We start from the raw sequence: 13652 nt of genomic DNA, 5'->3' as shown, positions 1-13652 counted from the left end.
ATGCAAGGATCAAGCCATTTCGGGATGCGATCAGCAGCGCACGTGCTGCCGCGGCACCAGCAAGAAGGCGCAGGCCTGGCCTCGTCCTTTAAGGGTGAGAGCACCCTGAGGCTCGAACTCGTAGCGATGGGCGAGCGCATTGCGCACCGGCTCCGACACCTGGATACGGTTGGGCGCGCCATGGGATTCAAGCCGGCTGGCAATATTCACCGTATCGCCCCACACATCGTAGATGAATTTATGGCGGCCGATGATGCCGGCCACGACCGGGCCCGTGTGGATGCCGATGCGAATGCGGTAGTCCGTCCCGCCGTCGCGGTTGATGCTGCCCAGCACGTCGAGGGCGCCGAGCGCGAATTCCGCCATGACCTCGACATGATCGGCCCGCGGGGAGGGCAGGCCGGTGGCCGCCATGTAGGCATCGCCGATGGTCTTGATCTTCTCCACGCCGAGCCGCAGGGCGAGATCGTCGAAGGCGGAGAAGATCTCCGCGAGCTCTCCCACGAGATGGGCCGGCGCCATCTTGGCGGCGGCGGGCGTGAAGTCCACGATGTCGGCGAACAGGATGGTCGCCTGCTCGAAGCGGTCGGCAATGATGGTTTCGCCCTCGTTGAGGCGCAGCACGATCGGGTCCGGCAGGATATTGCGCAGCAGGGCCTCGGACCGATCCTTGGCGATCTTCAGCTTGGCAAGATATTCCTGCTCGCGGCCGCGCCAGCGCCGGCGCTCCAGGCAGGCATTGATGCGGGCACGCAGCAGCACCAGGTTGAAGGGCTTGGGCAGATAGTCCTCGGCGCCTGCCTCGATGCAGCGGATCACCGCATCGGTTTCGCTCAAGCCGGAGATCATCACCACCGGGACCTGGTAGAGGCGCTGATCCGACTTGAGGCGTTCCAGCACCTCGATGCCATTCATGCCCGGCATGATCAGGTCGAGCAGGATGAGGTCGAATTCCTCCTTTTCCAGCATTTGGAGCGCCTGCCGCCCGGATTGGGCCAGCTCCACCTGGTGGCCCTCCTGGAGCAGCCGCCGCCGCAGCAGATCGCGGTTGGCCTCGTTGTCGTCGACGACGAGAATCCGGCCGACCTCGCAGCCGCGCGTCTCCGGCCGGTCGGGATGCAGCGTGCGAAAGAGATCGGCTATGACGGTCTGGGCGGGGTCATCCGCGCCTGGCTCGGCACCGGTGCCGAACTTTCCCAGCGCGTTGATGCAGGCGATGAGCCGGCGCGCCTCGCCCAGCAGCTTCTCCAGCTCGGGCCGCAGCTTTTCCGCAGCGGGGGCCGGCGGCAGATCCTCTAATGCCAGCTCGCCATAGCCGATAATGGCGTTGAGAGGCGTCCTGAGCTCGTGCCGGAGCTTGGCCTGAGATCCACCGAACTCCCGTTGCGCGTCCATGTCGAGGGGCCCGTCCGAATCCAGCAGTCGGCCGACGATCTCGTCCAAGCAGCGGGCCGCAGCGGTGGCCTTGTCCAGATGCTCCAGAACGTCCGGCAACGCCAGCCGCCGCACATCGTCGCACAGGATCTCCAGGTAATCGAGGATCGTGCGTATGGGCGTGACGAGATCCTGCTGGACCGTAACCAGCCTCGTCCATCTCTGGAATTCGGCGTCGGACATCATCCCGCCTGCTCCCGCAATATCCGCTGCCTCACGGCAGCCAGGGGCGTCTCTTCCCTCCCGCTCCCGTCCAGTGCGCTTCGTGCCGCGCCCGGCTAGCGAAGGCCAGGCGCCGCCGGCAGCAAGCGCTGGATCTTCTCAAGCAGCCTCGGCAGCTCGATCGGCTTGGTATCATAGTCGTCGCAGCCGACCTCGCGCGCCCGCTGCTCGTCAGAGGCCATGGCGTGGGCGGTGAGGGCGATCACCGGAATGGCGCTGGTGCGCGGATCGGCCTTGATGCGCCGCGTCGCCTCCCAGCCGTCGACCACGGGCAGGCTCATGTCCATGAGCACGATATCGGGCACCTCGCTGGCCGCCATGGCGACGCCGCTCTCCCCGTCGGGGGCGATCACCACGGTGAAGCCATGCCGATTGAGCCGACGCGACAGCATATCGCGGTTCATTTCGTTGTCTTCGACGAGCAGGATCTTGGCCATCATTGTTACCTCGTCCGCCTCTCAGCCTCCCCAGCTTCAATTGGCCTTCAACGACGTCGCAGCGGCCCCGCGCGCCACCTCGATCATGCTGCGCAGGGACGCCACCAATTCCGCGCGACCATAAGCACCCTTTTGGAAAATCTCCAAGGCATTGCTGCGCAGCCATTCACGCTCTTGGGCGGTCAATTCCTTGGCGGTGACCACTATGACGGGAATATCGCGCAGATGCGGATCCTGGCGCAGCTTGGCGAGCACCTCGAAGCCGTCCACCTCCGGCATCATCAGATCGAGCAGAATGACGCTCGGCTTGGCGGCGGCCGCCTCGGCCAGACCCGCCGCTCCGTTGACGGCCTCGCGCACGGTCCAGCCCTCACGCATGAGGGTGCGGCGGAGCATGTCCCGGGTGGTCTCGTCGTCATCGATGACGAGCACATCCGGGCGATCGCCGGAACGGCGCACGCGATCGAGCACCTCCAGGAGCTCTGCCGGATCGATCGGCTTGGTGAGATGCTCGGCCGCGCCGAGGGCAACGCCCATGTCCTGATCGCCCAGCACGGTCACGAGGATCACCGGGATGGGGCTCAGCTCCGGGTCGCTCTTGAGCCAGCGCAACACGGTCCAGCCGTCCACCTCCGGCATGATCACGTCGAGGATGACGGCGTCGGGCTTCTCCTGCTTCGCCAGCCGCAGGCCGTCGCGCCCGCCGGCCGCGGTGACCACCCGATAGCCCTCCTTGGTCAGCGCGGCACTCAGGCTGTCGCGGCTGGCCCGCTCGTCGTCGATGACCAGGATGGTGGCCTTGATGGCCGATGCATCCTCGGGACTTGCCGCCGCCTCGATCTGAGGGTGCACGGCGGGAAGGCGCATGGTGAAGGACGAGCCCTTGCCATATTCCGTTTCCACCGTGATGTCGCCGCCCAGCATCAGGCAGAACTGCTTCGTGATGGCCAGCCCAAGCCCGGTGCCGCCATAATTGCGGGCGGTGGATGAATCCGCCTGGGTGAAGGCCTGGAACAGCTTCGCCTTCTGCTGGGCCGTCATGCCGATGCCGGTATCGGCGATCTCGAACTCCATCCAGTCGCCACCGTCCTCGACCGGACAGCGGCGAACCTTGAGCGCGATGGTGCCGTTCGAGGTGAACTTGGAGGCGTTGCTCAGGAGGTTGAGGAGGTTCTGGCGCAGCTTCGTCTGGTCGGATTGCATGATGCCGGCATGGGGATCGACCTCGACGGTCAGCCGGTTGTCGTTCCTGGCCACCAGCGGGGCGATGGTCGCCTTGACCTGCGAGATCAGCTCGTCGATCTCGAAGGTCTCGAAATAGAGCTCGGTCTTGCCCGCCTCGATCTTGGAGAGGTCGAGGATGTCGTTGATCAGGCTCAGCAGGTGCTTGCCCGCCTTCTTGATCTTGCCGAGGTCGGGAACGAAGTCGTTTTGGCCAAGTTCCTCGGCCTCCTCGATGAGCATTTCGCTATAGCCGATGATCGCGTTCAAAGGCGTGCGCAGCTCGTGGCTCATGCTGGCCAGAAACTGACTCTTGGCCTGGTTGGCGGCGTCGGCGTCCTCCTTGGCCCGCTGCAGCTCGGCCTGGCGCTGCTTGAGCTCGGTAATGTCGGTATAGACGGTGACGGTGCCGTGGTCAGGGGTCTTGCGCTCGCTGATGCGCACCCAGCGGCCATCGGCATAGCGCTGCTCCATCACCCCCTCGGCGTCGCGATGGCGGCTCAGGCGCTGCTCGATCCAGGCCTCCTTCGAGAGGTCGCCGAAATCGGCCAGGTCCCGCTCGGCTCCCGCGCGAATGAGGTCGGCGAAACGGGTTCCCGGCACGATGAGGTCCGCCACGCCGGGATAGATCGCCCGGTAGCGCGAGTTTGCCATCACCAGGCGATCATCCGCATCGAACAGGGCAAAGCCTTCGGAAATGGTCTCGATCGCCGTCTCGATGGTGCGGCGCTGCTCCTGCGCGATGGACTGCAGCCGTTCGCGCTCGGTAATGCTGTCGCGGAAGAGCCGCAGGGTGCGCGCCATGATGCCGATCTCGTCGCGGCCGACCGGCGGCAAGGGGACGTCGTAGCGGCCCTCGATCATGGAGCCCATGGCCCGGTTGAGGCGGCGCAGCGGCACCACGATGGAATGGAGCACGAGCAGGGTGAGCAGGCCCCCCAGCAAGACCACGCTGGCCAGCACGATGATGGCGATGCGGATGGCGGATGCCGCGCTGCTGGTCGCCATATCCCGGGCGTCCCAGGCATCGGTATGCAGGCTTTGCGTGAGCTCGGCCAGGCGCTGCTCCACCTGCTGGCTGTGGGTGCGGCCCTGGGCAAGCAGCGTATTGCCGATCACGCGCTGATCGTTGGTATAGGCCTCGACGGCCTGAAGGGCGCTTTCGATATAGGCGTCGGTCTCGCGCGCGATTTCGGCGGCGATCTCGGGGTGCGTGACGCTGAGCTGGTTCAGATAGCGCTGCAGATCGGCGCGGGCCGCCTCGGCGTTGCGTTCGGATATGGTCAACAGGCTTACCGCCAGGTCGGTCAGCCAATACCGGACGTTGCCGAAAGCCGTCGCGGCGCCGTTTGCAGCCTCCAGCTGACTGAAAAGGTCGGTCGCACGGGTGATCTGCCGGGAGTTGTTGTCGAGCTCCCTGATCATGATGAGGTTGGTTGCGATCATTCCCGCCAGCAGCAGCAGGGCGATCGCCGCCACCCGCAGCGGGATCGAGGTCCGGCGGAGCAGGGCGGCGAGCCCTTCCAACCGGGAACCGGCCGGCGCCGGCAGGCCGTCTTCCGGCGAGCTGTCGCGCTGCTGGGCCATATCCTGTGCGACCGCGGGAGAGAGGTCGCCCCGTGTCGTGCTTGCGACGGTCATTCGAATATGATGACGCTGATGGCGGCGCCGAGGTCGCCCTCCTTGCCGCCTTCCATCGGGTAGCCCGTGATGTCCATCTTGCCGGCCGGCTCGCCATGGCAGGTCAGGCAGGAGCGGGTGTAATATTCCGGGACGATCAGCCGGAAGGCCGGGCGGCCGTCCGCGCTGGTCCTCTCCAGGTAAGGCGCGCCCTTCGGCCAGTCGGCCTGCCCGAGTTTCTTGCTGATGATGGACACTTCCCAGTCATCCGGCCGCGCCTTCCGGTTACGGATGAGTTTTTCCGGCGCCGTCACCTTCACGCGGGCCTCCTCTCCGACGCGCTCGGCGAAGGCCTCGTTCACCAGCCGCCCGAACACGGCGGGAATGAAGCCTTTGAAGGCCAGGCCCGGCTTGTTGATGGTTTCCTGGTTCTCGGCGACAACCTCCTTGATCGCCTCCATCTGGGCATGCAGCAGACGGCCTTCCTTGGAGCTTGGGTCGATGGTGCTCAGGTCGTGGCCGGTCTGCTTTTGGTAGAGGGCGACGGTCTCGGCGAGCACCCGCTCGGGGGTGAGGCCCTTCTCGCCCAGATCCGGGTTGTTGATCAGGTCCTGGTGCTGGGATACGACGGCCCGCGCCGATTGCAGCAGCTGAGCAAGCCGCATGGCAATGGCGGTGTCCTCCGTCTCGCTCGCCGCGCCGGTCACGGTGCCGGCGGTTTCGTCCGCCACCGTCGCGCCCGCCGGGATCAGGCATGCCAAGAGCAAGATGAAAACCTGCCGCAGCGGAGCAAGCCGGCGCAGAACGGTCCGGTCGCCAGAACGTTCCTTTCGACTTGAAGCCAATCTCAGACAGCGCATACCAACCTCACCTCCCCCCATTACGAGCCCTATTCTACGCTCGTCTAATAGGCGAAGCGAATGTTTCTTCGGCGTGGCGTTACCGACGTGCCAGCGATCAGAGGCGACAGCAGCAGCTTCTTGCGCCTTATTAGGCGCATCATGCCATCGAAGGAGAATAAAGAGCTGGCGGCGCTGTGCCCGGTCGTCGCAACGAGTGGAGGGGCCTGCGACGCCAGAACGGGTCTAGTCGCCTGTGGCTATGTGCGGCCGCCGAGGAAGTCGCGGTAAAGGGTGAGCGTTTCCGCAACGGCCGTGGGCATCTGGCCGGGGTACCAGATGGTGGCCGGCGTGGGGGTGACGACAGTGCCGGGCGGGGCGATGCGCTCCGCCAGTTTCAGGCCTTCCACAAGCATGTCGGCGGGGCCAGCGCAGATCATGGCCGGGCGGGTGAGCAGTGGAAGGCGCGCCTGAGTGTCGTATTCGAAGGCGGCGCGGTAGGAACGGTCGTAAGTCGCACCGCTGGAGAGAAGGCCGATGGTCCAGTCATGCAGGAGCTGGGCGTCGGGCACGCCCAGCTTGCGGACGGCAGCGCGGTCCTGGCGGTACCACGGCCAGAACAGGAACATGTCGCGGCGCATGTTCCAGGCCTGCTGCAGATGGAGGCCCCAGCGGTCGGGCTTCAGCGGCGGCAGGTAATTGGCGAGGATGTCGGCGGTGAAGCCGGGCGGCAGCAGGGGCGGTGCTTCCAGAACCACGCGGCCGGTGCGCTCCGGGGCGAGAATGGCGAGCTCCAGGGCGACGCAGGCGCCGGTATGGGTGCCCCACAGGTCGAACGTTTCGAGGCCCAAGGTATCGGCCAGGGTGAGCGCATCGCGGGCGAGCGCCGGGATATCGGTCTTCGGGTATTTGGGCTTGTCGGAACGGCCATTGCCGAGGAAGTCGGGCGCATAGACGGAGCGAATGGTGCCCAGCCCCTCGATGATCGGCGTGAGCGGTGCGGTCGAGCCGGGCGCCGATTGAAACATGAGCAGCGCCCGGGGGGCGTCGCCGGCGCGGCGGACATGGATATGGCCCGCCGGCGTCTCGACATAGTCGCACCAGACCTCGTCGGTGCGCGCCGGCCGGGCGGCATGGCGTAGCTCACGGGGCGGCTGGGCTTTGACTGCCAACTCGGCCAAGCGCTTGTCGATCATGGCCGGCATGGGGATGTCTTCGAGCACGGTGCTGGAGTCGGCATCGCCCAGGTCAGCCATGGCCGCGAGACAATCATTCCATAGCGCGGCGTAGCGTTCCGGGCGGGTCGCGGCGGCGACCAGGGTCTCGTCCAGCTCCGCGTCGGTGGGCAGCGGCGCCCCGATGGCGGCGGGGAGGGTCGGGTGCCGCGGGTCGAGCAAGTGGCGATCGCGCAGATGCGCCCAGAGGGCGGTGAGATGGGTGCCGTCGGGGCGGGGTGTCAGGTCGGGTGTCCGGCAGCCACTCGCTGCCCAGCCGCGGGCCAGTTCCAGGTCGGCGGCGAACAGGGCGCAAGGGCGGCCTTCCAGGGCCTTGTGCAGGGCGAGGGCAAGCGGTGCGGCAAGGTCATAGGCGAGAATCGGCGCGTCATCCAGGGCGAGCGCTTGCCATGCGGCGGCAAGGGTTTGCGCCGCGCCTTCCATGCCATCGCCGGACGTATCCGCCGAGCCGCCGATACCCGGCAGCTCGGGGGTGATGACGGTGCGGTCACCGAATTCCGCAGCGCATTGCCTGGCGCGCACCGAGGCACCGAGGATCAGGCCGGGCAGAACCACAAGGGGCAGACCGGAACCCGCATGCCAGTAACGTAGCTGGCCGAAGGGCGTCGCCACATAGGCGGGCTTTACGGTCGCTCGTCCCAGCACTGGGTCAGGTCCCGAGATAGGCTGATTTGACCCGCGTGTCGTTCAGCAGGTTCTCGGCGGTATCTTCCAGCACGATATTGCCGGTCTCTAGCACATAGCCGCGCTGGGCCAGGCGCAGGGCGAGGTCGACCCGCTGCTCGACCAGCAGGATGGTGAGGCCGGCCTCGTGCAGGCTGCGGATCGCATCGGCCAGCTGGTCGACCATGATGGGGGCGAGGCCAAGCGAGGGTTCGTCCAGCATCAGGCAGCGGGGCTCGGCCATGAGCCCGCGGGCGATCGCCAGCATCTGCTGCTGGCCGCCGCTCAAGGTGCCGGCCTTCTGGTCGCGGCGCTCCTTGAGGATGGGGAACATGGCATAGATCCACTCCAGCCGGTCGGCGAAGCTGCGGGTGGCGTTGCGGGCACGCAGGGCGCCAAGCTCGATATGCTCGTAGACGGTCATATCGGCGAAGAGCAGGCGGCCTTCCGGCACCTGCACCACGCCATGGGCGATGATCTCGTGCGGCTCCATGGTGTCGATGCGCCTGCCGTCGAAGGAGATGCTGCCGGCAGTGGGGCGCAAGAGGCCGGAAATGGTCTTGAGCGCGGTGGTCTTACCGGCGCCGTTGGAGCCGACCAGGGTCACCACCTCCTTCTCGGCGACGTTGAGGCTGATGCCGTGGATGACCTCCCGGCGGCCGTAGCGCACGGTAATGCCGTGGACCTCAAGCACTGACCTGCTCCCGTCCGAGATAGACCCGGATCACGTCTGGATTGTCGGCGACCTCGCGCGGCGGCCCTTCCGCGATCTTCACCCCGTGATCGATCACCACCACCCGGTCGCAGACGCCCATGACCACGCGCATGTGATGCTCGACCAGCAGCACGGCGATGCCGCGGCCGCGGATCTCGTTGATCATACCGACGAGCTTCTGGCCCTCTTCCGGGTTCATGCCGGCGGCGGGCTCGTCGAGCAGCAGGAGCTTGGGGTCGGCGGCCAGCGCGATGGCGATCTCCAACCGGCGGTGCTCGCCATAGGACAGGGCATCGGCCGGGAAATGGGCGCGCTCGCTCAAGCGAACGAAATCGAGGATCTCATGCACCTTGTCCACAACGGCCGCTTCCTGGGCGCGATAGGCTGACGTGCGGAACATGGCGGGGACCCAGCCCTTGGACGTCGTGCGGAAGGTGGCGGCCCGCACATTGTCGAAGGTGGACATGGCCGGGAAGATGCTGGTGATCTGGAAGGTGCGGGTGACGCCCAGCCGCGCCATCTTGTGCGCCTTGAAACCGGTGCAGTCGCGGCCTTCGAAGGCGACGGTGCCGCTGGTGGGCGTGGTCGAGCCGGCGATGCAGTTGAACAGGGTTGTCTTGCCGGCGCCATTGGGGCCGATGAGGCCGACGATCTCGTTGGGATTGACCGTGAGATCGATGTCACTGACCGCGGTGAGGCCGCCGAACTTGCGGGTGAGCCTGTGGGTTTCGAGAATAGGACTCATTCCGCCGCCTCCACGGTGGCGCTGGGCTGGGGTGTGGCGGTCTTGCGGAGCACGGGCTGCTCCACATAGCGCCGCCACAGGCTGACGATGCCGCCGGGCAGGAAGATGACCGAGGCGATGAGCAGGGCGGCGAAGATGACGAGGCGCATGGCGCCGAGCGGCCGCAGCAGCTCCAACAGGCCGACATAGATCAGGGCGCCGATGATGGGCCCGGCGATGGTGCCGCGGCCGCCGACGATGACCATGATGATGAGGGCCGACATGTATTGCAGGCCCATCAGCTCCGGGGTGATCACCTTGACATAGTGGGCATAGAGCGCGCCGCCGATCCCGGCAATGGCGGTGGCGACCACGAAGCCAAGTAGCTTCATATGGAAGATGTCGATGCCGATGGAAGCGGCGAGCTGCGGGTTCTCGCGGGTTGCGATGAAGGCGCGCCCGGTGCGGCTGTGGACGAGGGCATAGCAGGCATAGGCGAAGGCCACGACGCAGATCAGCGCCACGTAATAATATTGCTGCGCGCTTTCCAAGGTGAGGGCACCGCCGAAGAAGGTCAGCGGCGGGATGTTGGAAATGCCCATGGGGCCGCGGGTGACATCCACCCAGTAATTGGTGATGGTGTAGATGATCGAGCCGAAGCCGAGGGTGAGGATCGCGAATTGCGGCCCGACAATGCGCAGGGCCACATAGCCGATGACCAGGCCGAACAGGCCGGCGACGAGCCCTGCCGCGAGGATGCCGGGAATGCCGGCAAGGCCGTAATCCATGCCGAGAATGGCGGCCGCATAGGCGCCGATGCCGAAGAAGGCGGCATGGCCGAAGGTGAGCTCGCCGAGATAGCCGATGATGATGTTGAGGCTGAGGGCGAGCAGGGCATAGAGCAGCCACAACACCATGAGGTGATGAAAATAGGTCGAGCCGGTCAGGAGCGGCAGCAGCGCGGCCGCGACGAGGGCGATGAGGGGGAGGAGCTTGCTGGCCATGGATCAAGCCCTCCGCGCGGTGCCGAACAGGCCTTGCGGGCGCCAGAGCAGGACGATGATGATGATGGCGTAGCCGATGGCCTCGGCGAACCCCAGCGAGATATAGCCGCCGCCCAAGGACTCGATGACACCGAGGGCGAGGCCGCCGACCAGGGCGCCGGGGATGCTGCCGAGCCCGCCCATGATGACGACGATGAAGCCCTTGAGCACGGCCCAGCCGCCCACGGTGGGGTAGATCATGGCGGTGGGGCCGACCAGGGCGCCGGCCAGCGCGGCCAGGCCGCAGGCGAGGGCGAAGGTGTAGGTGTGGACCTGGCGGATATTGATGCCGGTGAGGGCGGCACCCTCCGGGTTCTGGGCTGTGGCCCGCATCATCTTGCCCATGCGGGAGTTCTTGATGAACAGGTAAAGGGCGATGAGCACGATGACGCCGACGGCGAAGATCACCACCCGCTGCTGGGTGACGATCAGGTTGCCCATCTCGACGATCTCATCGGAGAACGGGCTCGACACATATTTCGGGTCGGCGCCGAACACCACCTCGCCGCCATTGGTGAGCAGCAGGGCGAGGCCGAGGCTCGACAGCAGGATGGTGAATTCGTGCTCGCGCCTGAGCGGCCAGAAGAACAGCCGGTTGGCGAGAATGCCGACGGCGGCGACCACCGCGGTCGCGATGATGGTCGCCGAGACATAGTCGAGCCCGGCGAGCGAGACCACGTAGTAGGTGAAGAAGGCGCCGAGCATGTAGAATTCGCCATGGGCGAAATTCACGATCCGCAGCACCCCGAAGATGAGGGTGAGGCCGGTCGCGATCAGCACATAGGCCATGCCGTTGACGAGGCCGTTCACGACCTGCTGGGCGAAGACGACGAATTCCATGGGGCGCGCTCGCAAACCAAAAAGGGGGAGGGGCCACGGTGTCCGGGCACCCTCCCGCCAGGTGTTTTCAGGTCAGTTCTTGACCGAGGTGATCTTGCCGTCGACGACCTGGACCAGGTAGGTGTTCTGCAGCGCCTGGCCCTTTTCGTCGAACTTCATGGTGCCGAGCAGCGTATCCCAGGGATGGCCCTTGAGGGCCGCGGCGATCTTGTCATAGGCGCGCGGGTCGCCCGCCTCGTCGATGGCGCCGGCCAGAAGCTCCACCGCCTGCGCGCCGAGCGAGCCGATGAAGGCAGGCTCGTTCTTGAACATGCTCTTGTACTTGGCGACCCAGGCCTTGAGGGTCGGGTTGTCGCTGTCGGGGGCATAGAGCGAGGCGGAATAGACCCCTTCCAGCGCCGGGCCGGAGAGTTCAACCAGCTTCGGGTTCATATTGCCGGCGGAGGCGATGATGGTGCCCTTGTAGCCGGTCTGGCGAATCTGCCGGTAGATGGTGGCGCCTTGCGAGGTGTTGATGGCGGAGACGTAGATCGCATCCGGCTTAAGGGCGCGCAGCTTGGTCAGCGCGGTGGTGAAGTCCGTGTCGTTGCGGTTGTAATACTCGTTGCCGAGGGTCTTGATGCCGCATTCGCCGAGCAGCTTTTCGTAGTTCTGCGCTTCGAGGCGGCCGTAGTCGTCATTGATGGTGATGAAGGCCACCGACTTCAGCCCCATCTTGTCGCAGATGAACTTGGAGTAGGTCTGCGAGTTCATGGTCGAGGTGGCGTTCAGCCGGAACAGGTATTTGTGGCCTTCCTCGGTGACCTTCGGGTGCTGGGACGAGGTCATCACGGTGATGATCTTGTCGCGGGTCTCTTCCTTCAGGCTCAAGGCGACGGCGCTGAACCAGCCGCCGACGAGCACGTCCACATTGTCCTGCTCGATGGCGCGCTTGGCGGCGCTCACGCCTTCCTCCGGCGTGCCCTTGTCGTCATATTTGACGAGCTCGATCTTGCGGCCGCCGAGGATGCCGCCCTTGTCGTTGATGAGGGCGGCCATGGCCTCCATGCCTTCGGCGGCGAGCTGGCCGTCGAAGGCGCCGGCGCCGCTCAGGGGCAGAATGGCGCCGATCCGCACCGGCGGCTTGTCCTGGGCGTGAACGCCCGCCGCCAAGCTGCCGGCCATGAGAGCCGCGCCCGTCGCGGCCAGGATAAATCTACGGGTCAACATTGGTCTGGTCCTCCCCAGTCTGAGATCCTTGCGTCCTCTCATCAGCTCGCACGCAGATATTTGAGCTGCAGCTCCTCGACCTTCTTGAAGCCGATGAAGTCGATGAAATCATTGTGGTCGGTGCGCGGCCGCGGCAGGTCCTTGGTGGTCTTGGACTTGGCGAGCGCGGAAAGGTTCTCGCGCAGGGCGGCGGCGGCGGTCATCAGCGGCACCAGCGCGAAGGTGGCCATGCCGGCGACCTCCTCGACCTCCTTCGGCGCCAAGCCTTCGAGCCAACCAAGCAGCTGCAGCGACAGCGGCACGCCCACCGCCTGGCGCAGGGCGCGCAAGCCTTCGATGGACTTGAAGCAGCGGCTGATAGGCTGAATGATGTCGGCGCCAGCGGCCACATAGGCCTTGCCGCGCTCCATCGCCTCCTGCTCGTCCACCACGTCCGTGCGGGCGATGATCAGCATGTTCGGGTCGCGCCGGGCGGCTGCAGCGGCGGCGATCTTGGAGACGGCCTCGTCCTTGTCGATCACCTCGACCCCGCCGACGCAGATGGGGCAGCGCTTGGGCGCGACCTGGTCTTCAAGGATGACGGCCGAACAGCCGGCGGCCTCGAACTCGCGCACGGTGCGCATGACGTTGATGGCATTGCCATAGCCGGTGTCGATGTCGGCAATGACCGGCACGTTCACCACGTTGATGACATTGCGCACGACGCTGAGGTTTTCCGACATGGTGTAGAGCTCGGCATCGGGCAGGCCGAGATGGGAGGCGGAGACGCCGAAGCCCGAGGTCATGACCGCATCGAAGCCCGTGTCCTCGATCAGCTTGGCGGACAGGGCGTCATAGGCGCCGGCGGCCCAAACGGTCTTCTGGTTCAGCACGCGGTCGCGGAACTCGCTGGTCCTCGCCATGTCAGTGGCCCTTTCTTTCGGCGGTCAGTTCGCTGGGAGGCGTCGTCTGCTTGAGGTAGGGCACGAGGCCGCCAGCCAAGAGCATCTGCTCGTCGCTCTTGGAGAGCGGCTCGAAGGGAAGCTCGGTGCCCTTGGTGAGATTGCGCACGAGGCCGGCCTGCCAGTCGACCTCGACCTCGTCCCAGCGCTCGACGAGCTTCAGGATGCCCGGGCAGCTCACCTGCGGGAACCCCATGCTGATCTCGCCGCGCCAGTAGCCGGGCGAGAAGCTTTCGGCGATGACCCCGGCGATGCCGAGATGGCGCATGGCGCGCATGGGCGGGTAATGCGGGTGGCCGTAGCCGAAATTGCCGGCGCCGACCAGGAGGTCGCCCGGCTGGACCTTCTTGGCGAAATCCGGGTCGTAGGACGACATGGCGAGGGATGCCAGCTCGTTCACGTCGGTGATCTTGATGTTCTTCACGCCGACGATCTGGTCGACGTCGAAGTCCTCTTCCTCGAAGATGAAGGCGACACGCCCACGCAGGTTGTTCAACGGCATGGCTCGA

The 13652-nt window shown here is 65.9% G+C and carries 12 protein-coding genes; all 12 read right to left on the bottom strand.

Translation table 11 applies throughout. The features are described 5' to 3' along the window. Window positions 1-30: 30 nt before the first annotated feature. The 12 genes from E4P09_RS24945 to E4P09_RS24890 all read right to left on the bottom strand — a co-directional run bounded on the left by E4P09_RS24945 (window position 31) and on the right by E4P09_RS24890 (window position 13645). On the bottom strand, window positions 31-1620 hold the full coding sequence (locus E4P09_RS24945; protein WP_170984640.1) for an adenylate/guanylate cyclase domain-containing protein: 1590 nt from the start codon (window positions 1618-1620) through the stop codon (window positions 31-33). 92 nt (window positions 1621-1712) lie between these two features. Continuing rightward, window positions 1713-2093, bottom strand: a complete 381-nt coding sequence (locus E4P09_RS24940; protein WP_137392414.1) for a response regulator — start codon at window positions 2091-2093, stop codon at window positions 1713-1715. Between the two features lie 36 nt (window positions 2094-2129). After that, the gene (locus E4P09_RS24935; RefSeq protein ID WP_137392382.1) at window positions 2130-4955 is read right to left on the bottom strand and encodes a hybrid sensor histidine kinase/response regulator; all 2826 of its coding nucleotides are present in this window, start codon (window positions 4953-4955) and stop codon (window positions 2130-2132) included. Further along, the gene (locus E4P09_RS24930) at window positions 4952-5665 is read right to left on the bottom strand and encodes a Tll0287-like domain-containing protein (RefSeq protein WP_239025364.1); all 714 of its coding nucleotides are present in this window, start codon (window positions 5663-5665) and stop codon (window positions 4952-4954) included. The genes E4P09_RS24935 and E4P09_RS24930 overlap by 4 nt, the downstream gene beginning before the upstream one ends. 368 nt (window positions 5666-6033) lie before the next feature. Further along, on the bottom strand, window positions 6034-7653 hold the full coding sequence (locus E4P09_RS24925) for an alpha/beta fold hydrolase (protein WP_137392380.1): 1620 nt from the start codon (window positions 7651-7653) through the stop codon (window positions 6034-6036). A gap of 4 nt (window positions 7654-7657) precedes the next feature. Next, window positions 7658-8365 (bottom strand): ABC transporter ATP-binding protein, encoded by a 708-nt coding sequence (locus E4P09_RS24920; protein ID WP_137392379.1) that lies wholly within the window; start codon window positions 8363-8365, stop codon window positions 7658-7660. After that, entirely contained in the window at window positions 8358-9131 is a 774-nt protein-coding gene (locus E4P09_RS24915; RefSeq protein ID WP_137392378.1) for an ABC transporter ATP-binding protein, read from the bottom strand. Before E4P09_RS24915 ends, E4P09_RS24920 begins: the two co-directional genes overlap by 8 nt. Then, window positions 9128-10114 carry a branched-chain amino acid ABC transporter permease gene (locus tag E4P09_RS24910; RefSeq protein ID WP_137392377.1) on the bottom strand — a complete coding sequence of 329 codons (987 nt, stop codon included), beginning with the start codon at window positions 10112-10114 and terminating at the stop codon, window positions 9128-9130. The genes E4P09_RS24915 and E4P09_RS24910 overlap by 4 nt, the downstream gene beginning before the upstream one ends. Window positions 10115-10117: 3 nt before the next feature. Next, window positions 10118-10993, bottom strand: coding sequence for a branched-chain amino acid ABC transporter permease (locus E4P09_RS24905; RefSeq protein WP_137392376.1), 876 nt, complete (start codon window positions 10991-10993; stop codon window positions 10118-10120). A gap of 72 nt (window positions 10994-11065) precedes the next feature. Further along, the gene (locus tag E4P09_RS24900; protein ID WP_137392375.1) at window positions 11066-12202 is read right to left on the bottom strand and encodes an ABC transporter substrate-binding protein; all 1137 of its coding nucleotides are present in this window, start codon (window positions 12200-12202) and stop codon (window positions 11066-11068) included. A 41-nt stretch (window positions 12203-12243) separates the two neighbouring features. After that, window positions 12244-13104, bottom strand: a complete 861-nt coding sequence (locus tag E4P09_RS24895; protein WP_137392374.1) for an isocitrate lyase/PEP mutase family protein — start codon at window positions 13102-13104, stop codon at window positions 12244-12246. Window position 13105: 1 nt separating this feature from the next. Then, window positions 13106-13645, bottom strand: a complete 540-nt coding sequence (locus E4P09_RS24890) for a 3-isopropylmalate dehydratase small subunit (RefSeq protein WP_137392373.1) — start codon at window positions 13643-13645, stop codon at window positions 13106-13108. Window positions 13646-13652 lie beyond the last annotated feature (7 nt).

Origin of the sequence: Rhodoligotrophos defluvii (genome assembly GCF_005281615.1) — a bacterium.
In the GTDB taxonomy this organism is placed as follows: domain Bacteria; phylum Pseudomonadota; class Alphaproteobacteria; order Rhizobiales; family Im1; genus Rhodoligotrophos; species Rhodoligotrophos defluvii.
Note: the sequence above shows the minus strand (reverse complement) of the source record. Positions and strands in the feature narration are given on the sequence as shown.

What these genes read in the sequence shown, in the direction of transcription:
- E4P09_RS24945 (WP_170984640.1), bottom strand. Translation starts at nt 1,620, where the DNA reads ATGATGTCCGACGCCGAATTCCAGAGATGGACGAGGCTGGTTACGGTC.
- E4P09_RS24940 (WP_137392414.1), bottom strand. Translation starts at nt 2,093, where the DNA reads ATGGCCAAGATCCTGCTCGTCGAAGACAACGAAATGAACCGCGATATG.
- E4P09_RS24935 (WP_137392382.1), bottom strand. Translation starts at nt 4,955, where the DNA reads ATGACCGTCGCAAGCACGACACGGGGCGACCTCTCTCCCGCGGTCGCA.
- E4P09_RS24915 (WP_137392378.1), bottom strand. Translation starts at nt 9,131, where the DNA reads ATGAGTCCTATTCTCGAAACCCACAGGCTCACCCGCAAGTTCGGCGGC.
- E4P09_RS24910 (WP_137392377.1), bottom strand. Translation starts at nt 10,114, where the DNA reads ATGGCCAGCAAGCTCCTCCCCCTCATCGCCCTCGTCGCGGCCGCGCTG.
- E4P09_RS24905 (WP_137392376.1), bottom strand. Translation starts at nt 10,993, where the DNA reads ATGGAATTCGTCGTCTTCGCCCAGCAGGTCGTGAACGGCCTCGTCAAC.
- E4P09_RS24900 (WP_137392375.1), bottom strand. Translation starts at nt 12,202, where the DNA reads ATGTTGACCCGTAGATTTATCCTGGCCGCGACGGGCGCGGCTCTCATG.
- E4P09_RS24895 (WP_137392374.1), bottom strand. Translation starts at nt 13,104, where the DNA reads ATGGCGAGGACCAGCGAGTTCCGCGACCGCGTGCTGAACCAGAAGACC.
- E4P09_RS24890 (WP_137392373.1), bottom strand. Translation starts at nt 13,645, where the DNA reads ATGCCGTTGAACAACCTGCGTGGGCGTGTCGCCTTCATCTTCGAGGAA.